At 71.3% G+C, this 21,789-nt stretch carries 23 protein-coding genes; 19 read left to right on the top strand and 4 right to left on the bottom strand.

The window, feature by feature from the left end:
- Positions 1-86: 86 nt before the first annotated feature.
- Both AB4K12_RS24965 and AB4K12_RS24960 read right to left on the bottom strand, forming a co-directional pair.
- Positions 87-758, bottom strand: a complete 672-nt coding sequence (locus AB4K12_RS24965) for a response regulator transcription factor (RefSeq protein WP_362260759.1) — start codon at positions 756-758, stop codon at positions 87-89.
- A gap of 15 nt (positions 759-773) precedes the next feature.
- Positions 774-1,703, bottom strand: a complete 930-nt coding sequence (locus tag AB4K12_RS24960; protein ID WP_368436312.1) for a RecB family exonuclease — start codon at positions 1,701-1,703, stop codon at positions 774-776.
- 126 nt (positions 1,704-1,829) lie between these two features.
- Between AB4K12_RS24960 and AB4K12_RS24955 the strand changes: the two genes are divergently transcribed.
- From AB4K12_RS24955 to AB4K12_RS24945, 3 genes are all read left to right on the top strand, one after another.
- Complete coding sequence (locus AB4K12_RS24955) at positions 1,830-3,062, top strand: site-2 protease family protein (protein ID WP_362260877.1); 1,233 nt, start codon at positions 1,830-1,832, stop codon at positions 3,060-3,062.
- Positions 3,063-3,157: 95 nt separating this feature from the next.
- Positions 3,158-4,045, top strand: a complete 888-nt coding sequence (locus AB4K12_RS24950; RefSeq protein ID WP_086569162.1) for a tRNA (adenine-N1)-methyltransferase — start codon at positions 3,158-3,160, stop codon at positions 4,043-4,045.
- 163 nt (positions 4,046-4,208) lie between these two features.
- Positions 4,209-4,775: a hypothetical protein gene (locus AB4K12_RS24945; protein ID WP_368436309.1), complete on the top strand. Its 567-nt coding sequence runs from the start codon at positions 4,209-4,211 to the stop codon at positions 4,773-4,775.
- A 4-nt stretch (positions 4,776-4,779) separates the two neighbouring features.
- Here AB4K12_RS24945 and AB4K12_RS24940 read toward each other — a convergent pair whose 3' ends face one another.
- Positions 4,780-5,076, bottom strand: a complete 297-nt coding sequence (locus tag AB4K12_RS24940) for a ferredoxin (protein ID WP_086569165.1) — start codon at positions 5,074-5,076, stop codon at positions 4,780-4,782.
- 242 nt (positions 5,077-5,318) lie between these two features.
- Here AB4K12_RS24940 and arc point away from each other — a divergent pair, with 242 nt between their 5' ends.
- From arc to prcA, 5 genes are all read left to right on the top strand, one after another.
- Positions 5,319-7,085, top strand: coding sequence for a proteasome ATPase (arc, locus tag AB4K12_RS24935; RefSeq protein WP_086569213.1), 1,767 nt, complete (start codon positions 5,319-5,321; stop codon positions 7,083-7,085).
- Positions 7,086-7,405: 320 nt separating this feature from the next.
- Complete coding sequence (gene dop / locus AB4K12_RS24930; protein ID WP_368436307.1) at positions 7,406-8,917, top strand: depupylase/deamidase Dop; 1,512 nt, start codon at positions 7,406-7,408, stop codon at positions 8,915-8,917.
- A gap of 182 nt (positions 8,918-9,099) precedes the next feature.
- Positions 9,100-9,318: a ubiquitin-like protein Pup gene (locus tag AB4K12_RS24925; protein WP_086569168.1), complete on the top strand. Its 219-nt coding sequence runs from the start codon at positions 9,100-9,102 to the stop codon at positions 9,316-9,318.
- A 109-nt stretch (positions 9,319-9,427) separates the two neighbouring features.
- Positions 9,428-10,270: a proteasome subunit beta gene (gene prcB / locus AB4K12_RS24920; RefSeq protein WP_368436305.1), complete on the top strand. Its 843-nt coding sequence runs from the start codon at positions 9,428-9,430 to the stop codon at positions 10,268-10,270.
- Between the two features lie 46 nt (positions 10,271-10,316).
- Entirely contained in the window at positions 10,317-11,081 is a 765-nt protein-coding gene (gene prcA, locus AB4K12_RS24915; RefSeq protein ID WP_368436303.1) for a proteasome subunit alpha, read from the top strand.
- A 17-nt stretch (positions 11,082-11,098) separates the two neighbouring features.
- On the opposite strand, the gene AB4K12_RS24910 is transcribed toward prcA, so the two are convergent.
- Positions 11,099-12,304 (bottom strand): LacI family DNA-binding transcriptional regulator, encoded by a 1,206-nt coding sequence (locus tag AB4K12_RS24910; protein WP_368436301.1) that lies wholly within the window; start codon positions 12,302-12,304, stop codon positions 11,099-11,101.
- 99 nt (positions 12,305-12,403) lie between these two features.
- Here AB4K12_RS24910 and AB4K12_RS24905 point away from each other — a divergent pair, with 99 nt between their 5' ends.
- The 11 genes from AB4K12_RS24905 to AB4K12_RS24855 all read left to right on the top strand — a co-directional run bounded on the left by AB4K12_RS24905 (position 12,404) and on the right by AB4K12_RS24855 (position 21,772).
- Entirely contained in the window at positions 12,404-13,672 is a 1,269-nt protein-coding gene (locus AB4K12_RS24905) for an MFS transporter (RefSeq protein WP_368436299.1), read from the top strand.
- 9 nt (positions 13,673-13,681) lie between these two features.
- Positions 13,682-15,043, top strand: coding sequence for a Pup--protein ligase (gene pafA / locus AB4K12_RS24900; RefSeq protein WP_368436297.1), 1,362 nt, complete (start codon positions 13,682-13,684; stop codon positions 15,041-15,043).
- A 153-nt stretch (positions 15,044-15,196) separates the two neighbouring features.
- Positions 15,197-16,177, top strand: coding sequence for an FKBP-type peptidyl-prolyl cis-trans isomerase (locus AB4K12_RS24895; protein WP_368436295.1), 981 nt, complete (start codon positions 15,197-15,199; stop codon positions 16,175-16,177).
- A gap of 65 nt (positions 16,178-16,242) precedes the next feature.
- The gene (locus AB4K12_RS24890) at positions 16,243-16,617 is read left to right on the top strand and encodes an FKBP-type peptidyl-prolyl cis-trans isomerase (RefSeq protein ID WP_368436293.1); all 375 of its coding nucleotides are present in this window, start codon (positions 16,243-16,245) and stop codon (positions 16,615-16,617) included.
- Between the two features lie 116 nt (positions 16,618-16,733).
- Positions 16,734-17,705 (top strand): helix-turn-helix transcriptional regulator, encoded by a 972-nt coding sequence (locus tag AB4K12_RS24885; protein WP_368436291.1) that lies wholly within the window; start codon positions 16,734-16,736, stop codon positions 17,703-17,705.
- Between the two features lie 21 nt (positions 17,706-17,726).
- Positions 17,727-18,689, top strand: a complete 963-nt coding sequence (locus AB4K12_RS24880) for a helix-turn-helix transcriptional regulator (protein WP_368436289.1) — start codon at positions 17,727-17,729, stop codon at positions 18,687-18,689.
- 35 nt (positions 18,690-18,724) lie between these two features.
- Positions 18,725-18,964 (top strand): hypothetical protein, encoded by a 240-nt coding sequence (locus AB4K12_RS24875; protein WP_107431044.1) that lies wholly within the window; start codon positions 18,725-18,727, stop codon positions 18,962-18,964.
- Between the two features lie 89 nt (positions 18,965-19,053).
- Positions 19,054-19,263 (top strand): hypothetical protein, encoded by a 210-nt coding sequence (locus AB4K12_RS24870; protein WP_086569189.1) that lies wholly within the window; start codon positions 19,054-19,056, stop codon positions 19,261-19,263.
- 218 nt (positions 19,264-19,481) lie between these two features.
- Positions 19,482-19,763: a Sec-independent protein translocase subunit TatA gene (gene tatA, locus AB4K12_RS24865; protein ID WP_362260780.1), complete on the top strand. Its 282-nt coding sequence runs from the start codon at positions 19,482-19,484 to the stop codon at positions 19,761-19,763.
- Between the two features lie 69 nt (positions 19,764-19,832).
- On the top strand, positions 19,833-20,771 hold the full coding sequence (gene tatC, locus AB4K12_RS24860; RefSeq protein ID WP_362260782.1) for a twin-arginine translocase subunit TatC: 939 nt from the start codon (positions 19,833-19,835) through the stop codon (positions 20,769-20,771).
- A gap of 107 nt (positions 20,772-20,878) precedes the next feature.
- Positions 20,879-21,772 carry a diacylglycerol kinase gene (locus tag AB4K12_RS24855; protein ID WP_368436286.1) on the top strand — a complete coding sequence of 298 codons (894 nt, stop codon included), beginning with the start codon at positions 20,879-20,881 and terminating at the stop codon, positions 21,770-21,772.
- Positions 21,773-21,789 lie beyond the last annotated feature (17 nt).

Below are 21,789 nucleotides of genomic sequence, written 5' to 3'. Positions count from 1 at the left end.
GCACACGATGACCGTGTGCCGGGGCGTCGTCGCGTCGCGGCGCCTCACCGCGCTCGCGGCCTGAGGCAGTGTCGTACGGGGTGGGGTCACTGCGCCCCGGGGCGCACCAGTCCGCTCTCGTAGGCGTAGACGGCGGCCTGCACCCGGTCCCGCAGGCCCAGCTTGGTCAGCACATGCCCCACATGCGTCTTGACCGTGGTCTCGCTGACGAACAGATCCGCCGCGATCTCGGCGTTCGACAGGCCCCGGGCCACCAGCTTGAGCACCTCGACCTCACGGTCGGTCAGCGTGTGCAGGGTGTCCGGCAACGGCTCCTCGCCCGACGGCAGATGCCCGGCGTACTTGTCCAGCAGCCGCCGCGTGATGCTCGGCGCCAGCATCGCCTCGCCGCCCGCCACCACCCGGATCGCCTGTACCAGCTCATGGGCGGGCGCGTCCTTGAGCAGGAATCCACTGGCCCCCGCCCGCAGCGCCTCGACCACGTACTCGTCGAGGTCGAAGGTGGTGAGCACCAGCACCTTCGCCGGGCCGTCACGCTCCGGGCCGGTGATCTGCCGGGTGGCCTCGACGCCGTCCATGCGGGGCATCCGGATGTCCATCAGCACCACATCGGGCTGCAGGGCCCGGACCTGGTCGATGGCCTGCAGACCGTCCCCGGCCTCCCCGACGACCGCGAGATCCTGCTCGGCCTCCAGGATCATGCGGAAGCCGGTGCGCAGCAGAGGCTGGTCGTCGACCAACAGGACGCGGATCGCCACAGGAGAACTCCTTCGCTAGACCGCGTCCATTCTGCCCTGCGCCTCGCCGGCCGGGGCAGTCGGACCGTCGTCCGGCGCCGTCCGCGGCGCCGGAACGGGCAGCGGATACGGCGGGGGAGTGCCGCCGAACTCCGGGCAGAGCGCCTGGTGGTCGCACCAGCCGCACAGCTTCGTCGGCCGCGGCCGCCAGTCGCCGGTGTCGGTGGCCAGGGAGATCGCCTCCCACAGCGCGCGCAGCTTGCGCTCCACCGCCAGCAGCTCCGCCTCCACCGGGTCGTACGTCAGCACATCGCCGCTGCCCAGGTAGACCAGCTGCAGGCGACGCGGCATGCGGCCCTTCAGCCGCCACATCACCAGCGCGTAGAACATCATCTGGAACAGCGGGGTGTCGCGGTACCGCGGGGCGGGGGCCTTGCCGGTCTTGTAGTCCACGATGCGCACGTCGCCCGACGGGGTCACGTCCACCCGGTCGACGATGCCGCGCAGCTTCAGCCCCGAGTCCAGCACCGTCTCCACGAACAGCTCCCGCTCGGCCGGCTCCAGCCGCGTGGGGTCCTCGAGGGTGAACCACCGCTCGACCAGCCGCTCCGCGTCCGCCAGCCACGTCGCGAGCCGGTCGGCGTCCTGGCTGCCGTCCTCCCGCAGGAACAGCTCCGCCAGCTCCGGCTTCGAGCCCAGCAGCCGCTCCCACTCGCCCGGGACCAGCCCCTTGGCCCGCGGCGCCGTCCGCTCGGCCGCCGGGGCGTCGAAGAGCCGCTCGAGCACCGAGTGCACCACCGTGCCCCGGGTGGCCGCCGCGCTCGGCTTCTCCGGGAGCTTGTCGATCACCCGGAAGCGGTAGAGCAGCGGACACTGCATGAAGTCGGCCGCGCGCGACGGCGACAGCGAGGCCGGGCGGGCGGCGGCCGGCGCCGGGGCGGCGGAGGGCTCGGGGGCGGTATCCATGACACAAACCCTACGGCCGGTCACTGACAGTCGGACGCATACCATCGACGGTAGACCCCTTCGCACTGCATGATCGTAAGAATGCACCACGTGGGTGCGAATGACCGGATCCGACGAGGGGACACCGTGGACAACAGCGGGCAGGGCCAATCCGGCGGCGTCGGAGGCGCCGGCCGACCGGCCGGGCCCGGGGACCGTAAGCCGCAGCGCCCGCGCGAGAGCGGCGGCGGCATCCTCATGGGCCGGCCCTTCGGGGTGCCCGTCTACGTCGCTCCCAGCTGGTTCCTCGTCGCCGCCCTCATCACCTGGGTCTTCGGCGGCCAGCTCGACCGCGTCCTGCCCGAGCTGGGGCGCGTCCGCTATCTGGTCGCCCTCTTCTTCGCGGTCGCCTTCTACGCCTCCGTCCTGGTCCACGAGCTGGCCCACACGGTCGCCGCACTGCGCTTCAAACTGCCGGTGCGCCGCATCCAGCTGCAGTTCTTCGGCGGCGTCTCCGAGATCGAGAAGGAGACCGAGACCCCCGGCCGCGAATTCGTGCTGGCCTTCGTCGGGCCGCTGCTCTCGCTCGTCCTCGCCGGGCTCTTCTATCTCGGCGTGCTCGCCGTCGAGCCGGGCACCGTGCCCGCCGTGCTGCTCGCCGGGCTGATGGTCTCCAACCTCCTCGTCGCGGCCTTCAACCTGCTGCCCGGCCTGCCGCTGGACGGCGGCCGCATGCTCCGGGCCATCGTGTGGAAGATCAGCGGCCGGCCCATGACCGGCACCGTGGCCGCCGCCTGGGTGGGCCGCGCCCTCGCCGTCTCCGTCCTCGTCGGCCTCCCGCTGCTCACCCACCGCGACTCCACCGAGGAACTGGGCGGCCTCGACACCCTCACCGACGCCCTGCTCGCCGCCATCCTCGCCGCGATCATCTGGACGGGCGCCGGGAACAGCCTGCGCATGGCGCGGCTGCGCGAGCACCTGCCCGCCCTGCGGGCCCGCGCCCTGACCCGGCGCGCCGTCCCCGTCGAGACCGACACCCCGCTGTCGGAGGCCCTGCGCCGCGCCAACGAGGCCGGGGCCCGCGCCCTGGTCGTCGTCGACGGACAGGGCAACCCCACCGCGCTGGTCCGCGAGGCCGCCATCGTCGGCGTGCCCGAGCACCGCCGCCCCTGGGTCGCGGTCGGCACCCTCGCCCAGGACCTGCGGGACGGCATGCGCATCCCCGCCGAGCTCTCCGGCGAGGACCTCCTCGACGTGCTCCGGGCCACCCCCGCCACGGAGTACCTGGTCGTCGAGGACTCCGGCGAGGTCTACGGCGTCCTGTCCACCGCCGACGTCGAGCGCGCCTTCGTCGCGGCCATGGCCAGGCCCTCGTCCTGAAGGCTCCGCGGGCCTCCTGGTGCTTCGTGGTGCTTCATGGCGCCTCGCGGCGCCTCGTGGTGCTGAGGCCTCCGCGGGCCCGGTAGGCTGGTCACATGTCCGAACCGACCGGTGCCGCCCGCCGTCGCGGGCCCTTCCAGGTCGGGGACCAGGTCCAGCTCACCGACCCCAAGGGACGCCACTACACGTTCACGCTCGAGGCCGGGAAGAACTTTCACACCCACAAGGGTTCTTTCCCGCACGACGAGCTGATCGGTGCTCCCGAGGGCAGTGTTGTCCGTACCACGGGAAACGTCGCCTACCTCGCGCTGCGCCCCCTGCTCCCCGACTACGTCCTGTCCATGCCCCGCGGTGCCGCCGTGGTCTACCCCAAGGACGCGGGGCAGATCCTGGCCTTCGCCGACATCTTCCCCGGCGCCCGCGTCGTCGAGGCCGGTGTGGGCTCCGGTTCGCTCAGCAGCTTCCTGCTGCGGGCCATCGGCGACCAGGGCATGCTGCACTCCTACGAGCGCCGCGCGGACTTCGCCGAGATCGCGCAGGCCAACGTGGAGCGCTACTTCGGCGGCCCGCACCCCGCCTGGCAGCTGACCGTCGGTGACCTGCAGGACAACCTCTCCGACACCGACGTCGACCGGGTCATCCTCGACATGCTCGCCCCGTGGGAGTGCCTGGAGGCCGTCTCCAAGGCGCTCGTGCCCGGCGGCATCCTGTGCTGCTACGTGGCCACGACCACCCAGCTCGCGCGGACCGTGGAGTCCATCCGTGAGATCGGCTGCTTCGCCGAGCCGCAGCCGTGGGAGTCGATGATCCGCAACTGGCACGTCGAGGGTCTCGCGGTCCGCCCGGACCACCGGATGATCGGTCACACCGGCTTCCTGGTCACCGCCCGCCGCCTGGCGGACGGCGTCGAGCCCCCGATGCGCCGCCGCCGTCCGGCCAAGGGCGCCTACGGCGACGACTACGAGGGCCCCAACAAGGGCTGACGCCCGCCCGTACCACCGAGCGCCGCCGCCGAGTTCCATGAACTCGGCGGCGGCGCTCGTGCGTTGAGTGAATCCAGGGCCCATGCCCGCCGTAGGACGGCCGGGCGTCGTATGGCACGATGCGGAAGATCCTCGTCCCCAGCTCTCACAGGAGTCGGTGCGCGTGCAGTCCCCGGCAGGACCCGAGCCCCACCCGCACACCCGTCCCCGCCCGGTCCACTGGCTGGCCACCGCCGCCGCCCTGGCCGGCGTGATCGCCGGCGTGGCCCTCCTGGGCCCCGGCGACGCCACCGCCACCGCCACCGCGCCGGCCACCGCGGCCGCGGCGCCCGACGCCCGGGCCGTGCGGTATCCGGTCCACTGCGGGCCGGCGCGCGCGGAGGTCGTGCGCGCGGTCGCGGGAGACCTCGACGGCGACGGCCGGGCCGAGACGGCGGCGGTCGTGCGCTGCCCCGCGGGGGCGGGCACCCCGCCCAGCGGCGTCTACGTCCTCGCCCCGGCGGCCGCCCCGGGGGCCGCGCCCCGGATCGTGGCGACGCTGGTCGACCCCGGGCAGAAGATGAACGTCACCGGCCTCACCGTCACCGAGCGCACCGTTTCGGCCACTCTTCTCGGCTACTCCGCGGCAGCCGTCCCGCGCTGCTGCCCCGACCTGAGGCGTGCGGTCAAGTGGCACTGGCGCGAGGGGAAGTTCGCGCTGACCCCGCTGCCGGTCGCCACGCGTGCGTGAGCCGTTACGCCGCGTCCGGCCCGTACACCTCGACCTTGTCCGAGACGCGCCGGACGTGGATGCAGTCGCCCGGGCACTCCCGGGCCGAATCCCGCACGTCGTCGAGCAACGGCAGCGGGACGCGCGTGGTGGCACCCTTGTCCTGGAGCAGCTCGTCGTCCGCGCTCTTCACATAGGCGAGACCGTCGATGTCCAGCTCGAAGACCTCGGGGGCGTACTGGGCGCAGATGCCGTCACCGGTGCACAGGTCCTGGTCGATCCAGACTTCCAGCTCACCGAGTCCCTCTTCCTGCACGGTCATCTCGCCTGCCGTTTCCTGCGTACGTGAACCAATTGGAGCCAGCCCTGACGGGTGTTGACCGACTCGACGATACAACCGCCCGCTTTCCGATGTTGATGGGTGGGTATTCCCCTCACGTGAGGACGTGCGCAAGGGTGAAGATCGGACACACTCCGACCGGGTTTGTGATCTAGGGGTTTCAACCTGCACCGGCCCAGGTAGGGTCAGGAAGCGTCCAGCTCCCCTTGGAGGAGGTGAGGACCGTGGCAGCCCACGACGACGACATGAACCGCGGCATCCGGCCGGGACGAGGGTCTGACGACCCCGCGGGCCAGGTTGCCTATCTCGAGCAGGAGATCGCCGTCCTGCGCCGCAAGCTCGCCGACTCTCCGCGCCACACGAGGATTCTCGAAGAGCGGATCGTCGAGCTCCAGACGAACCTGGCCGGCGTCTCCGCACAGAACGAGCGCCTCGCGAACACCCTCCGCGAGGCCCGGGACCAGATCGTGGCCCTCAAGGAGGAGGTCGACCGGCTCGCGCAGCCGCCGGCCGGCTTCGGGGTCTTCCTGGCGGCGAACGACGACGCCACCGCCGACATCTTCACCGGGGGCCGCAAGCTCCGGGTGAACGTCAGCCCCGGCGTCGGGCTCGAGGAGCTCAGGCCCGGCCAGGAGGTCATGCTCAACGAGGCCCTCAACGTGGTCGACGCCATGGCGTACGAGCGGCACGGCGACATCGTCACCCTCAAGGAGATCCTCGAGGACGGCGAACGCGCCCTGGTCATCGGGCACACCGACGAGGAGCGGGTGGTGAGGCTCGCCGAGCCGCTGCTGGACACCACCATCCGCCCCGGCGACGCCCTGCTGCTCGAGCCCCGCTCCGGCTACGTCTACGAGGTCATCCCGAAGAGCGAGGTCGAGGAACTCGTCCTCGAAGAGGTCCCGGACATCGACTACACGAAGATCGGCGGCCTGGGGAACCAGATCGAGCTGATCCGCGACGCGGTCGAGCTCCCCTACCTCTACCCCGACCTCTTCAAGGAGCACGAACTGCGGCCGCCCAAGGGCGTGCTGCTGTACGGCCCGCCCGGCTGCGGCAAGACGCTCATCGCCAAGGCGGTGGCCAACTCCCTTGCCAAGAAGGTCGCCGAGGTCACCGGCAAGCCCGCGGGGAAGAGCTTCTTCCTCAACATCAAGGGTCCCGAGCTGCTCAACAAGTACGTCGGCGAGACCGAGCGGCACATCCGGCTGATCTTCCAGCGCGCCCGGGAGAAGGCCAGCGAGGGCACGCCGGTGATCGTCTTCTTCGACGAGATGGACTCCCTCTTCCGCACCCGCGGGTCCGGGGTCAGCTCGGACGTGGAGAACACCATCGTCCCCCAGCTGCTCTCCGAGATCGACGGCGTGGAGGGCCTGGAGAACGTCATCGTCATCGGCGCCTCCAACCGCGAGGACATGATCGACCCGGCGATCCTCCGCCCGGGCCGGCTCGATGTGAAGATCAAGATCGAGCGCCCGGACGCCGAGGCCGCCAAGGACATCTTCTCGAAGTACCTGACCGAGACCCTGCCGCTGCACGCCGACGACCTCGCCGAGCACGGCGGGTCCGCCAGGGCGGCCGTCGGGGGCATGATCCAGTCGGTCGTCGAGCAGATGTACGCCGAATCCGAGGAGAACCGCTTCCTGGAGGTCACCTACGCCAATGGTGACAAGGAAGTCCTCTATTTCAAGGACTTCAATTCCGGGGCGATGATCCAGAACATTGTGGACCGGGCGAAGAAAATGGCCATCAAGGCCTTCCTGGACCACAACCAGAAGGGCCTGCGCGTCTCCCACCTGCTCGCCGCCTGCGTGGACGAGTTCAAGGAGAACGAGGACCTGCCCAACACCACCAACCCGGACGACTGGGCCCGTATCTCCGGAAAGAAGGGCGAGCGGATCGTCTTCATCCGCACCCTGGTCACCGGAAAGCAGGGCGCCGACACCGGCCGCTCCATCGACACCGTGGCCAATACCGGCCAGTATCTGTAACACCGCCGTCCGGCTGCGGATGTCCCTGAAGTTCCGCCTTCCCCGCCTCCGGGCGGGGGAGGAACCAGGGCGTCCGCAGCCGGACGCGTTTTGCACCATGTGTTGCACCACTTGTGGGACTCGCACAAGCGATGTTTTCCGACCGCCACAAGAACCGGAGCAATGACTGTAATGATCTCCCCAGGGCCGCAAAGCCGTTCTAGGCTCTTCGGTACCGCCGCCGAGCGCAGTGGGGGATCGGGGACCGTGCACGTTCTGGATGCGCAGCGGTACTTGAGCGGCCACCCCACCCGGGGGCGCCGCCGGGCAAGGAGGGCCGCATGACCGTACGGCGAGTAATGGGCATCGAGACGGAGTACGGGATCTCCGTCCCGGGTCACCCGAACGCCAATGCCATGCTCACCTCGTCCCAGATCGTCAACGCCTACGCGGCCGCGATGCACCGGGCACGCCGTGCCCGCTGGGACTTCGAGGAGGAGAACCCGCTGCGGGACGCCCGCGGCTTCGACCTCGCCCGCGAGGCCGCGGACTCCAGTCAGCTCACCGACGAGGACATCGGGCTGGCCAACGTCATCCTCACCAATGGCGCACGCCTGTACGTCGACCACGCCCACCCGGAGTACAGCTCCCCGGAGATCACCAACCCCCGGGACGCCGTCCTCTGGGACAAGGCGGGGGAACGGATCATGGCCGAGGCCGCCGAGCGGGCCGCCCAGCTGCCCGGAGCCCAGCCGATCCACCTCTACAAGAACAACACCGACAACAAGGGCGCCTCCTACGGCACCCACGAGAACTACCTGATGAAGCGGGAGACCCCCTTCTCGGACATCGTGCGCCACCTGACGCCGTTCTTCGTCTCCCGCCAGGTCGTCACCGGCGCCGGCCGCGTCGGCATCGGCCAGGACGGCCACGAGCACGGCTTCCAGATCAGCCAGCGCGCCGACTACTTCGAGGTGGAGGTGGGCCTGGAGACCACCCTCAAGCGGCCCATCATCAACACCCGGGACGAGCCGCACGCCGACGCCGAGAAGTACCGCCGGCTGCACGTCATCATCGGCGACGCCAACCTCTCGGAGATCTCCACCTACCTCAAGCTGGGCACCACCGCCCTGGTGCTGTCGATGATCGAGGACGGCTTCATCGCCGTCGACCTCGCCGTCGAGCAGCCCGTGCGCACCCTCCACCAGGTCAGCCACGACCCCTCCCTGCGACGCCTGATCACGCTGCGCAGCGGCCGTACGCTCACGGCGGTGCAGCTGCAGATGGAGTACTTCGAGCTGGCGCGCAAGTACGTCGAGGACCGCTTCGGGGCGGACGCGGACGAGCAGACCAAGGACGTGCTCACCCGCTGGGAGGACGTCCTGAACCGGCTCGAGCACGACCCGATGAGCCTGGCCGGGGAGCTGGACTGGGTGGCCAAGCGGGAGCTGCTCGAGGGCTACCGCCGCCGCGACGGCCTGGGCTGGGACGCGGCCCGGCTGCACCTGGTGGACCTGCAGTACGCGGACGTGCGGGCGGACAAGGGCCTGTACAACCGGCTGGCGGCCCGGGGCCGGATGAAGCGCCTGCTGGACGAGGCCGACGTGGCCCGCGCCCGCACGGCCCCGCCCGAGGACACCCGGGCCTACTTCCGCGGCCGCTGCCTGGAGCAGTACGCCGAGGACGTGGCGGCCGCCTCCTGGGACTCGGTCATCTTCGACCTGCCCGGCCGTGACTCCCTGCAGCGGGTCCCCACGCTGGAGCCGCTGCGCGGCACCCGCAACCACGTCAAGGAGCTCCTGGACCGCTGTCGCACCGCCGAGGACCTGGTGCGGGTGCTCTCGGGCGGCTGACGCCGGGATCTCCCCGGCGATGCCGGGGGAAGGGTCTGAGAAGCCCGGGATGAGGGAATCATCAGGGTGGTTCCGGGACGTTGTAGCAAGTGCGGGGCCGATGCCGGGCCCTGCTTGTAGGGTCTGATCTTGTACGGCGCTACATCCGGAAGTTTCGTCCGAACACGAGCGGGGTGAGGGGTATGGCGACCAAGGACACCGGCGGCGGGCAGCAGAAGGCCACGCGTTCGACAGAGGAGGTCGAGGAGCAGGCGCAGGACGCGCAGGTCTCCGAGGACCTCAAGGAGCGCCAGGAGAAGCTGTCGGACGACGTGGACTCCGTGCTGGACGAAATCGATGACGTGCTCGAAGAGAACGCCGAGGACTTCGTACGTTCGTTCGTACAAAAGGGCGGACAGTAGGGCCGGCACTCCGTCCCGTGTCCCGTGCCGGGGCACGGGACGGACGGCTTGACGGCCCGGCGGTATGGTCCCGTTCAGTATTTCTAGATGATCTCTTCGAAGGATTCGTGTGGAAGCCAACTTTCCCAGTACAGGGCGTCTGCCGGCTGCCTTCCTGACGCCCGGCTCCTCGTCGTTCATGGACTTCCTCGGGGCGCACCAGCCGGAGATGCTGCCGCGCAACCGGCAGCTGCCGGCGCAGGGCGTCATCGAGGCCCCGCACGGCACGACCATCGTCGCGGTCACGTTCCCGGGCGGAGTGGTGCTCGCCGGTGACCGGCGGGCCACCATGGGCAACGTGATCGCGCAGCGCGACATCGAGAAGGTCTTCCCCGCCGACGAGTACTCCGCGGTGGGCATCGCCGGCACGGCCGGGCTGGCCGTGGAGATGGTCAAGCTCTTCCAGCTGGAGCTGGAGCACTTCGAGAAGGTCGAGGGGGTCTCGCTCTCGCTGGAGGGCAAGGCGAACCGCCTGTCGACGATGATCCGCAGCAACCTCGGCATGGCGATGCAGGGGCTGGCCGTGGTGCCGCTGTTCGCCGGCTGGGACGTGGACCGCCAGAAGGGCCGCATCTTCTCCTACGACGTGACCGGCGGGCGCTCCGAGGAGCACGGCTACGCGGCGACGGGCTCCGGTTCGCTGTTCGCGCGCGGTGCGCTGAAGAAGCTCTTCCGGGAGAACCTGACGGAAGAGCAGGCCGCCACGCTCGTCGTGCAGGCGCTCTACGACGCCGCCGACGACGACTCGGCGACCGGTGGGCCCGACCTCGCGCGCCGCATCTACCCCATCGTCACCGTCATCACCGACGACGGCTTCCGCAGGCTCACCGACGCGGAGGCCGCCGAGGTGGTCCGCGCCATTCACGAGCGGCGGCTCGAGGAGCCCGACGGCCCGCGGGCCGGGCTCCTGTGACGCCTTCGACACTGACGGAATCCCACACGAGAAGGGACGGATAACGGTGTCGACGCCGTTCTATGTCTCACCCCAGCAGGCCATGGCCGACCGCGCCGAATACGCCCGCAAGGGCATCGCGCGCGGCCGCAGCGTCGTGGTCCTCCAGTACAACGACGGCGTCCTCTTCGTCGCCGAGAACCCCTCCCGCGCGCTGCACAAGGTGAGCGAGATCTACGACCGGATCGCCTTCGCGGCGGTCGGGAAGTACAACGAGTTCGAGAACCTGCGCATCGGCGGCGTGCGCTACGCGGACCTGCGCGGCTACACCTACGACCGGGACGACGTCACGGCCCGCGGCCTGGCCAACGTCTACGCCCAGACGCTGGGCACGATCTTCTCCAGCGCGGGCGAGAAGCCGTACGAGGTCGAGCTGATCGTCGCCGAGGTCGGGGCCGGCCCCGAGGACGACCAGATCTACCGCCTGCCGCACGACGGCTCCATCGTGGACGAGCACGGCTCGGTCGCCGTCGGCGGCAACGCCGACCAGATCAGCAACTACCTCGACCAGCGGCACCGCGACGGCATGACGCTCGCCGAGGCGCTCAAGCTCGCCCGGGCCTCCCTCGCCCGCGACACCAACGGCACCGAGCGCACGCTGACCCCCGAGCAGCTGGAGGTCGCCGTCCTGGACCGGACGCGGCCGCAGCAGCGGAAGTTCAAGCGGCTGCTGGGCCGGCAGCTCTCGCTGCTGCTGGAGGAGGGCTCCGGCGCCACGTCCGTCGCGGACGTGGCCGACGAGTCCGGCGAGGACACCGGCTCGGAGGGCTGATCCGCCCTCCCCACCGACTACCCCACCGACGCCTCACGCCGCGCGCCCCGCCGGGTCTCCCGCCCGCCGGGGCGCGCGGCGTCGTACGGCCCGCTGGTCCCCCGGGTGACCAGCTCCACCGGCACGGTCGTGGCCGTCGCGGGCTCCCCGTCGAGCACGGCCACCAGGGCCCGCATCCCCGCCGCGCCCACTGCCTCGGCGGGCAGGCGGACGGTGGTCAGCTCCGGCTCCACGGCGGTCGCGAGCGAGAGATCGTCGAAGCCGGTCACCGACACCTCCTCCGGCACCCGCAGCCCCAGCCGCCGGGCGGCCTTGCAGGCGCCCGCCGCCAGGACGTCGTCGTCGCAGATCAGGGCGGTCGGGCGGGGTCCGGGCCCGGTCAGCGCCCGCTCGGCCGCGCGCAGGCCGGCGGCCACGGTCAGGGCGGCCGGCTCGGTGCGTACCACCGCCGCGTCCGCCGTGGCCCCGACGGCGTCGGCCAGGGCCCGGGCGCGGACCCGGAAGGTCCAGGAGTCGACGTCGGCCGCGAGGTGCGCGACGCGCCGGTGGCCCAGGGCCAGCAGATGCTCCGTCACCTGGCGCATGCCGTCGGCGATGTCGAGGTTGACGGTCGCCACGGCCTCCGTGCGGTCGGGGTCGCTGTCCAGCATGACCAGGGGCAGGCCGCCCTCGCGCAGGTCGCTCAGGGCGTCCGCCGCCATGGAGGAGGCGATCACGCCGTCGAGGGTCGCCCGGGCCGAGGCGAAGGGGTCACGGGCCGGGCCGGTGCCCTCGGGGGAGGGATAGAGGACGACGCCGACGCCGTGCTCGGCGGCGACGCGGGCGGCGCCGGTGTAGACGCCGGCGAAGAACTCGTTGGTGAGGGCGGGGACGACCAGCAGCGCGGTGCGGGTGCGGCCCAGGCGCAGGTTCCGGGCGGCGAGGTTGGGGCGGTAGCCCAGCTCGCGGGCGGCGGCGCGCACGGACTCGGCGGTGGGCTCCGAGACCCGGCCCCGCCACTTGCCGCCCATCACCAGGGAGACGGTGGCCTGGGAGACGCCCGCGGCGCGCGCCACGTCCCGGCTGGTGGCCCGGGCGGCCGCGGCGTGCCTGCCCCGGACGGTCGGCCAGCGCGTCCCGGCGCCCGTGTCGTCCCCGTCCCCGCGCTTGTCCTCGGCCACCGCCGCGACACCCCTCTCCGCTGCCTGCAGAACCGCGCGGGTGGACCCGCGGGCTGCCGTCATGGTACGTATAACGGCGCTAGTTATACGTAAAACCGGGATGGCTCGGTCATAAGACTACCGGGCCTGTCAAAAACAGACCGGTTTCAGGAGAGGCGGACCATGGCGGCGGCGGGCGGCGGATACGTCGAGATGCTCAGAACGCGGCACGCGGCGCGACTGCTCACCGGCACCCTGGTGGGGCGGCTGCCCAACGCCACGGCCGCGCTGGCGATCGTGCTCTTCGTGCGCGCCGAGGGCGGCAGCTTCACCCTCGCCGGAGCGCTCTCCGCGGTCTACGGCGTGGCCAACGCCGTCGGCCAGCCACTGCTCGGCCGGGCCGTCGACCTCTACGGCCAGCCCCGCGTCATCCTGCCCTCGGCGCTGATGACCGCGCTGGGCATGGCCTGCTTCACCGTCGTGGGCCTCGACCCGCTGCCGCTGTCCTACCTGGCCATGATCGTGGCCGGCTTCTTCGCGCCGCCGCTCGAGGGCGGCCTGCGGGCCCTGTGGCCGTCGGTGCTCAAGAACGAGGACGACCTCCACGCCGCGTACTCCCTGGACGCGATCGCGCAGGAGCTGATCTACGTGGTCGGCCCGCTGATCGTCACCCGGATCGTGGCGATCTGGTCCGAGGCCGCCGCGCTGAACGCCCTCCACCTGATGGGCGTCGTCGGCGCCCTCGCGGTGGTCACCTCGCCGCCCTCCCGGAAGTGGCGCAGCGAGCCCCGCGAGGCGCACTGGCTCGGCGCGCTGCGCTCGCGCGGGCTGCTGGTACTGCTGGGCACCTTCTTCTTCATCGGCTCGGCGCTGGGCTCCATAGCCGTCGCCGCGGTGGCCTACGGCGACGCGCACGGCGGCGGCAACATCGCCGGCTGGCTGCTGTCGGCCCTGGGCGTCGGCGCCCTGATCGGCGGCTCCGTCCACGGCGCCCGGCAGTGGCCCGGCAGCCCCGAGCAGCGCCTGCGGGTGCTCGTGGGCGGGCTGGCCCTGCTCTACGTGCCGCTGGTGCTGACGCCCGGTGTGGTGGCCATGACGGTCCTGGCCGGCGTGGCGGGCCTCTTCCTCGCGCCCTGCCTGGCCACCGCCTTCGTGGTCGTGGACCGGCACGCGCCGCGCGGCACGGTGACCGAGGCGTTCTCCTGGCTGGTGACCTCCTTCGGCGTCGGCGCGGCCATCGGGACGGCCTTCGTGGGGCCGGCGGTCCAGTCCGGCGGCGCCCGGGCGGGCTTCCTGGTGGCGGTCGGCGGCGGGGCCGCTGCCCTGCTCGTCATGGTGCTGGCCCGGCGCTCCCTGCGGGCCCCCTCGGTCCCCTCGCCCGTGGTGGCCCGGTCGGAAAATGATCGAAGCGGTGCTGTCGAACCCGGTTTCAGCGCAGGGCATCAGGCGTAGTGTTCAGGCATGGACCGCCGCATTTTCGGGCTGGAGAACGAGTACGGCGTCACGTGCACCTTCAGAGGACAGCGCCGGCTGTCCCCTGACGAAGTGGCGCGGTACCTCTTCCGCCGTGTCGTTTCCTGGGGCCGCAGCAGCAATGTCTTCCTGCGCAACGGCGCTCGCCTCTACCTCGACGTGGGTTCGCACCCGGAGTACGCAACACCGGAGTGCGACAGCGTGACCGAGCTGGTCACCCACGACAAGGCGGGGGAGCGCATCCTCGAGGGCCTCCTCGTCGACGCCGAGAGGCGTCTGCACGAGGAGGGCATCGCGGGCGACGTCTACCTCTTCAAGAACAACACCGACTCCGCCGGGAACTCCTACGGCTGCCACGAGAACTACCTCGTCGCGCGGCACGGGGAGTTCTCGCGTCTCGCGGACATCCTCATCCCCTTCCTGGTCACCCGGCAGCTGATCTGCGGCGCCGGGAAGGTCCTGCAGACCCCTCGCGGCGCGGTCTACTGCGTCAGCCAGCGGGCCGAGCACATCTGGGAGGGCGTCAGCTCCGCCACCACCCGCTCGCGCCCCATCATCAACACCCGGGACGAGCCGCACGCCGACGCCGAGCGCTACCGCCGGCTCCACGTCATCGTCGGCGACTCCAACATGTCCGAGACCACGATGCTGCTCAAGGTCGGCGCCACCGACCTCGTGCTGCGCATGATCGAGGCCGGCACGGTGATGCGCGACCTCACCCTGGAGAACCCCATCCGGGCCATCCGCGAGGTCAGCCACGACATCACCGGCAGACGCAAGGTGCGCCTGGCCAGCGGCCGGGAGGCCTCCGCCCTGGAGGTCCAGCAGGAGTACTACGAGAAGGCCGTGGACTTCTGCGAGCGCCGCGGCATCCGCACGGGCACCGTGGAGCGGGTGCTCGAGCTGTGGGGCCGCGCCCTGGAGGCGATCCGGGACGAGGACCTGGACCGTATCTCCACCGAGATCGACTGGGTGATGAAGCACCAGCTCATCGAGCGCTACCGCGCCAAGAACAACATCACCATGTCGCACCCGAGGATCGCCCAGATAGACCTCGCCTACCACGACATCCACCGCCGCCGGGGCCTGTACTACCTCCTGGAGCGGCGCGGGCAGGCCGCCCGGGTGTGCGACGACCTCAAGATCTTCGAGGCCAAGTCGGTGCCCCCGCAGACCACTCGCGCCCGGCTGCGCGGCGACTTCATCCGCCGGGCCCAGGAGCAGCGCCGGGACTTCACCGTCGACTGGGTCCACCTCAAGCTCAACGACCAGGCGCAGCGCACGGTGTTGTGCAAGGACCCGTTCCGGTCGGTGGACGACCGGGTGGAGAAGCTCATCGCCGGAATGTGACGGCGGGGGCGGCGGAGGCCGCAAAAGGCACGCGTGTGCGCCGGGTTCACCGTACCCGGCGCACATCCGTGTCGGACGGGGTTGATCGGCGCGATACAGGCCGTAGAGTGACGGGCACTGCCCAGCCGACCCCTATAGCCCGAGTTGGACTTGATGAACCACACGAAGAACGCGCGTCGCCTCGCCGCGGCGTTGGCCGTGCCCGTCCTGCTGCTGACCGCCTCGGCGTGCGGGTCCGACGACGGCGGCTCGTCCGACGCCAAGGTGACGGTGGAGGGGAAGTTCGGCGAGAAGCCCGAGATCTCCGTGCCGAAGGACACCAAGCCGGCGGACAAGCTCGTCGTCAAGACCCTGACGGAGGGGACGGGCGCGAAGGCCGAGAAGGGCTCGTTCGTCCGGCTCGATTTCGCCGGGCAGACGATGAAGGACAACAAGCCGCTGGGCGGTACCTGGGCAACCCAGGACAAGTCGGGCAGCAAGGGCCCGCGCCGCCAGATGGTCCAGCAGCTCGGCCAGCCCAGCCAGGAGATGCCCGCCAAGGTGCTCGACGCCGTGATCGGCCAGAAGGCCGGCTCCCGCATCGAGGTCGAGGGCACGGCCAAGGCGCTGATCGGCGACCAGCTCAACCCGCAGGCGGGCGTCAAGCCCGAGGACGGCCTGGTATGGGTCATCGACGTCGTCGGTGCCCAGAAGGTCGACCCCAAGGCCGAGGTCAAGGGTGAGCAGGCCAAGCCGGAGGAGGGCATGCCGGAGGTCAAGGCCAACGCCCAGAAGGCCGCGGACATCACCATTCCCAAGGACACCAAGCCGCCGACGGACCTCAAGGACCAGGTCCTGATCAAGGGCAGCGGCCCGGAGATCAAGGCCGGCGACGGCCTGATCGCCCAGTACACGGGCGTGAAGTGGGAGGACGGCAAGAAGTTCGACTCCTCCTGGGACCACTCCGGGGCCACCGCGTTCCAGATCGGCACCGGCTCGGTCGTCCAGGGCTGGGACAAGGGCCTGGTCGGCAAGCATGTGGGAGACCGGGTGGAGCTGGTGATTCCGCCGAAGTTCGGTTACGGGGGCCAGCCGGGCAGCGAGCTGGACAAGAACACCCTGGTCTTCGTCGTGGACATCGTGGGCAAGGTCTGATCCGCTGATCGGGATCTGCCAGAATTGCACGGTTGTCCGCAGGATTGATTCGTAGGAGCACGTTCGTGAACATCGAGAAGCCCGAGATCGACTTCCCCGAAGGCGACGTCCCGTCCGACCTCGAGATCACCGAGATCTGGGAGGGCGACGGCCCCGTGGCCAAGGCCGGCGACTTCGTCAAGGTCCACTACGTGGGCGTGGCCTTCTCCACCGGTGAGGAGTTCGACGCGAGCTGGAACCGCGGCAGCGCGCTGGAGTTCAAGCTCGGCGCCGGCCAGGTCATCGAGGGCTGGGACAAGGGCATCCAGGGCATGAAGGTCGGTGGCCGCCGCAAGCTGGTCATCCCCGCCCACCTCGCCTACGGCGAGCGTGGCGCCGGCGGCGGTGTCATCGCCCCGGGCGAGACGCTGATCTTCGTTTGCGACCTGATGGGCGTCTGAGACACCCCGAACGAAGGCCGAGGGCCCGTGCCAGCCTGGCGCGGGCCCTCGGCTTTTGTCGTACGAGCCGTGAGCGGTACGGTCAACGGTTGAGAGCACAAGTAGAGAGGGCGTCGATGGCGATTGCCAAGGCCGAGCGGCTGATGAACCTGGCGTTGTGCCTGCTGGGCACGCGCCGCCCGCTCAGCAAGGGGGAGTTGCGGGCTTCGATCGAGGCATACATCGAAAGTGGTGCAGGGGCCTCGGGCGAGTCCGGGAACGACGACGCCTTCAACCGGATGTTCGAGCGTGACAAGGACGACCTCCGCGAGCTCGGCCTGATCATCGAGACCGTCGAGGGCCTCGACGGCGAGACCGGCTACCAGGCCCGCCGCGACAGCAACCGGCTCCCCGCGATCACCCTCGACGTCGAGGAGGCCGCCGCCCTGGGGCTGGCCGCCAAGGTCTGGCAGCAGGCCCGGCTGGCCGGCGCGGCCAGCGGCGCGCTGCAGAAGCTGCGGGCCGCCGGGATGCCGCTGGCCGAGGACGGCTCCCACAGCGTCCTCGAGACCCGCATCCCCGCGCACGAGGCCGCCTTCGAGCCCCTGATGCTGGCCGCCCGCGACCGCCGCCCCGTGGTCTTCGACTACCGCAAGGCCAACGCGGTCCACCCCGAGCAGCGCCGCGTCGAGCCCTGGGCCCTGGAGTTCTGCCGCGGCCACTGGTACCTGGCCGGCTGGGACCGCGACCGCCAGGCCGAGCGCGTCTTCCGCCTCTCCCGCATCACCGGCAAGGTCCGCTCCCGGTCCCTGCCCTTCACCGCGCCCGTGCCCGACCACGTCACGGTCCGCACGACCGTGGAGAGCTGGGCCGGGGAGACGGCCACCGGCACGGCCCGGATCAAGGTGCGGGCGGGCCACGGCTACCCGCTGCGGGCCCGCGCCGGCGCCACGCGCGACCTCGGCGACGGCTGGGACGAGCTGGAGATCCCCTCCGGGCACGGGCTGGACGCCTGGCTGGTGGAGTTCGGACCCGACGTGATCGTGCTGGAACCCGCCGAACTGCGGGCCGATGTGATCGACCGGCTGCGTGCCGTGGCCAAGGGCTGAGAGGAACGGGAGCGACTTCTGATGGCAGCCAACGCCATTGACCAGACCCGGCGGATGCTGTCGCTGGTCACCTACCTGCGCGAACGGCCCGGTGCCCGGGTCGCCGACGTCGCCCGCGCCTTCGGCATCACCGAGGACGAGCTGATCGGCGACCTCGACGTGCTGCCCATGTGCGGCACCAGCTTCCGCGGCGGCGACCTGCTCGACATCGACACCGACGGCGACCGCATCTGGTGGCACAACCCCGACGCCTCCGGCACCAGCACCGGCGAACCGCTGCGCCTGGCCGCCGACGAGGCCACCGCGCTGCTGGTCGCGGCCCGGGCCGTGGCCACCCTGCCCGGCCTGCGCGAGAGCGACCGGCAGGCGCTGCTGCGCGCCACCGCCAAGATCGAGGCCGCGGCCGGCGAGGCGGCGGGCGCCAGCTCCCGGCTGTCGGTCCGCTTCGAGTCCGAGGGCGGGGTCTTCGCCGACGTCGACCGGGCGATCTCCGAGCGCCGCCGCGTCTGGCTGCGCTACTACTCGCCCGCGCGCGACGAGCTCACCGAGCGCGAGGTCGACCCGATCCGGCTGTTCGCCGTGGGTCACACCTATATGGAGGCGTGGTGCCGGCTGTCCGAGGCGCGGCGCACCTTCCGCCTCGACCGGGTGGCCGAAATCCGACTGCTCGACGAGCCCTCCGACCCCCCGCCGGTCGAGCTGCGCGACCTGTCCGAGGGCCTGGTCCAGCCCGCCGCCGAGGACCCCGAGGTGGTCATCGAGGTCGGCCCCGGAGGCCGCTGGGTCGCCGAGTACTACCCCCACGACAGCGCCGAGGAGCTCCCCGAGGGCGGCCTGCGGATCACGCTGCGCACCCCCGACCCCGCCTCGCTGCGCCGCCTGGCGCTGCGGCTGGGCCGGGACGGGCGGATCGTCTCCCCGCCCGAGCTGTCCGTCAGCGCGCGGGAGGCGGCACGCGAGGCCCTTGCGGCGTACGGCGAGTGAAGGGGAACGTGAAGGTGGACGGCGCAGGGGACGTCATGGACGCGAGGACGTCGGTGGCCGCGGTCTTCAAGGCCGCGTGCCCCGACTGCCGGGGCAGCTTCGAGCTGGCGGCCGGCGCGCTGCGGCTGGCGATCGGCGCCAGCGACCGCACCACCTTCTACTCCTTCACCTGCCCCGACTGCGGCTCCGCGGTCCGCAAGCCGGCCGGCGAGCGGATCGTCGAGCTGCTCACCGACGGCGGCGTGCGCACCCTGCGGTTGCACATCACCGCCTGACCCCACCGCCCCACCCCACCCCGCCCGACCAGCGAGATCCGGCCAAGTGTTCCCCCGGCCGGTCCTCGCCCCCCGATAGGCTCGTCCCCATGTTCTGGCCCATGCTCGCCATCGCCCTCGGCTTCTGCGGCATCGCCGTCCTCGCGGTCCTCGCCGCGCGCGTCTTCGCCGAGGTACGGCGGCTCTCCCGGCAGGTCTCCGAGGCCTCGCACCGGATCACCCGGGCGGCCGAGGACCTGGAGCGGGCCGCGTCCCCGCTGGCGGCACAGACCGCCCGTACGCTGCGCGAAGGCCGCTGAACGTCGCATACGGGGGCTCTCCTGCGGTTTCGGGCGGACGGTACGCTGGTCGAGGTGGCCCTGTTGACGAGGCGGAGGGTCGCGACTGGGAGTATGCACAGGGATTGCCGAGCGTTTACCCCTGCGCGTTACGATCGCTGCCGTACGGCTGATGGACATATGTCCGGTCAGCCGGCCGGTCCCACACCCATCCCGCTTCGGTGAGAAGGTAAACCCTTATGTTCGGACGGCTCGGAGCTCCGGAGCTCATCCTCATCCTCGTCGTCGTCTTCCTGCTGTTCGGTGCGAAGAAGCTTCCGGACATGGCGCGCTCCCTCGGCAAGTCCGCCCGCATCCTCAAGAGCGAGGCGAAGGCCATGAAGTCCGAGAACCAGGACAACGCCGCCGCCCCCGCCGACCCGCCCGCGGCCGAGCAGGCCCCCCGTACGATCAAGGCCGCGCCCGGCGACGTGACCTCCCGCCCGGTCGGCGAGCCGAGCGACCGTACGACCCAGCGCTGACCCCCGGACAGACTTCAGACGGCCGCCGTGTTCGGGCGACCGTCTGCCGCACGAGAATAGGGACGTGGGTTGCCGAAGTCCGCCCGCAAGAAGGAGAAGGACCCCGAGGGGCGGATGCCGCTCGCGGAGCATCTGCGTGAGCTGCGCAACCGGCTGGCGAAGTCCGTCCTCGCCATCGTGATCGTCGCCGTGGTGGCCGCCTTCTACTACAAGGACATCATCGAGGTCTTCAAGCACCCGATCCAGGAAGCGATCGGCTGCAAGATCTCCTTCGCGGAGCTCGCGAACAAGGACAGCCGCCAGCAGTGCGCCAACATCACCATGTCCGGCCTGGTCGGACCGTTCACCCTGATGGTGAAGGTCTCGCTGGTCTCCGGCCTGGTGCTGGCGAGCCCGGTGTGGCTCTACCAGCTGTGGGCGTTCCTCGCGCCGGGGCTGCACAAGACCGAGAAGAAGTACGCCCTGGGCTTCGTCGCCGCGGGCGTGCCGCTCTTCGCGGCGGGCGGTTTCTTCGCCTACAAGGTCCTGCCCTCCGCGGCGAAGGTCCTCATCGAGTTCACCCCGGGCGGCGTCGACAACCTGCTGCCGCTCGATGAGCTCATCGACCTCGTCACCCGCCTCGTGGTCGTCTTCGGCCTCTCCTTCGAGCTGCCGCTGCTGCTGATGATGCTCAACTTCGGCGGAGTGCTCACCGGCCGCCGCATGCTGGGCTGGTGGCGCGGCATGATCATGGGCGTCACGGTCTTCTCCGCCGTGGCCACCCCGACCGTCGACCCGTTCTCGATGTTCCTGCTGGCCGGCCCGATCATCGTGCTGTACTTCATCGCGGTGGGCATCGCGCTGCTGAACGACAAGCGCAAGCGCGAGGCCAACCCCGACCAGCTGCTCTCCGACGACGAGGCCGCCCCGCTCGACCTCACCCCGCAGCCCATCGGCGACTCCGAGCCGCTGCCCCCGCTGACCGAGCAGTCCGCAGGCCACGGCAAGGGCTACGACGACGTGACGTGACCGGGCGCGCACGACGCACCCGGACCCGACCCGCGAAGGGGCGGCCGCTGATCCCAGCGGCCGCCCCTTCGTCGTACCCCGCCCCCGCCGACCGGTAGTGTCCCCGGGTGACCAGCGACATCACGTTATTCGTCAACCCCACGGCCGGCCGGGGCCGCGGCGCCCGGGCGGCCGCGCCCGCCGCCCGCGTGCTGCGGGACGCCGGATTCCACGTCCGTACGGTGGTGGGCGCCGACGGCCCGGACGCGCTGCGGCGCGCCCGCGAGGCCGTCGCCGGAGGCACCGGAGCGCTCATAGCCGTCGGCGGCGACGGCATGACCTCGCTGGCCCTGAACGCCGTCGCCGGCACCCCCACCCCCCTCGGCGTGGTGGCCGTCGGCACCGGCAACGACTTCGCCCGCGCCGCCGGACTGCCCGTCCGCGACCCCGTCGCGGCCGCCACGGTGGTCGCCGCCTCCCTCAAGGGCGACGGCGGCCGGGCCGTCGACCTCGGCAGGGTCGGGGAGCGCTGGTTCGGCACCGTCCTCGCCTCCGGCTTCGACTCACGGGTCAACGACCGCGGCAACCGCATGCGCTTCCCCACCGGGCGACTGCGCTACGACGCGGCCCTGCTCGCCGAGCTGGCCGCGCTGCGCCCCATCCCCTACCGGCTGCGCCTCGACGACGGCCCCGAGCTGCACCTCCGGGCCACCCTCGTCGCGGTCGGCAACGGACGATCCTACGGCGGCGGCATGCGCATCTGCGCGGGCGCCCGCCTCGACGACGGCCTCTTCGACGTCACCGTCGTCGGCCCCTGCCGCCGCTCCACCCTGCTCACCGTCTTCCCGAAGGTCTACCGCGGCACCCACCTGAGCCACCCCACGGTGACCACCCACCGGGCCGCGAAGGTGACCCTGGAGGCGGACGGCGTCACCGGCTACGCCGACGGGGAACCCCTCGGCCCGCTGCCGCTCACCGCCGAGACCGTACCCGCCGCCGTGCGGCTCCTGGGAGCTCGATAAAGATCGGGTGGCTGTCG

This window comes from Streptomyces sp. C36, from assembly GCF_040932295.1.
In the GTDB taxonomy this organism is placed as follows: Bacteria; Actinomycetota; Actinomycetes; order Streptomycetales; family Streptomycetaceae; genus Streptomyces; species Streptomyces triculaminicus.
Note: the sequence above shows the minus strand (reverse complement) of the source record. Positions and strands in the feature narration are given on the sequence as shown.

Bases quoted from the DNA above. Each gene is read 5' to 3' on its own strand.
- AB4K12_RS24960 (WP_368436312.1), bottom strand. From the start codon at position 1,703: ATGGATACCGCCCCCGAGCCCTCCGCCGCCCCGGCGCCGGCCGCCGCC.
- AB4K12_RS24950 (WP_086569162.1), top strand. From the start codon at position 3,158: ATGTCCGAACCGACCGGTGCCGCCCGCCGTCGCGGGCCCTTCCAGGTC.
- AB4K12_RS24940 (WP_086569165.1), bottom strand. From the start codon at position 5,076: ATGACCGTGCAGGAAGAGGGACTCGGTGAGCTGGAAGTCTGGATCGAC.
- dop (WP_368436307.1), top strand. From the start codon at position 7,406: ATGACCGTACGGCGAGTAATGGGCATCGAGACGGAGTACGGGATCTCC.
- AB4K12_RS24925 (WP_086569168.1), top strand. From the start codon at position 9,100: ATGGCGACCAAGGACACCGGCGGCGGGCAGCAGAAGGCCACGCGTTCG.
- AB4K12_RS24910 (WP_368436301.1), bottom strand. From the start codon at position 12,304: ATGACGGCAGCCCGCGGGTCCACCCGCGCGGTTCTGCAGGCAGCGGAG.
- AB4K12_RS24905 (WP_368436299.1), top strand. From the start codon at position 12,404: ATGGCGGCGGCGGGCGGCGGATACGTCGAGATGCTCAGAACGCGGCAC.
- pafA (WP_368436297.1), top strand. From the start codon at position 13,682: ATGGACCGCCGCATTTTCGGGCTGGAGAACGAGTACGGCGTCACGTGC.
- AB4K12_RS24895 (WP_368436295.1), top strand. From the start codon at position 15,197: ATGAACCACACGAAGAACGCGCGTCGCCTCGCCGCGGCGTTGGCCGTG.
- AB4K12_RS24885 (WP_368436291.1), top strand. From the start codon at position 16,734: ATGGCGATTGCCAAGGCCGAGCGGCTGATGAACCTGGCGTTGTGCCTG.
- AB4K12_RS24880 (WP_368436289.1), top strand. From the start codon at position 17,727: ATGGCAGCCAACGCCATTGACCAGACCCGGCGGATGCTGTCGCTGGTC.
- AB4K12_RS24875 (WP_107431044.1), top strand. From the start codon at position 18,725: ATGGACGCGAGGACGTCGGTGGCCGCGGTCTTCAAGGCCGCGTGCCCC.
- AB4K12_RS24870 (WP_086569189.1), top strand. From the start codon at position 19,054: ATGTTCTGGCCCATGCTCGCCATCGCCCTCGGCTTCTGCGGCATCGCC.
- tatA (WP_362260780.1), top strand. From the start codon at position 19,482: ATGTTCGGACGGCTCGGAGCTCCGGAGCTCATCCTCATCCTCGTCGTC.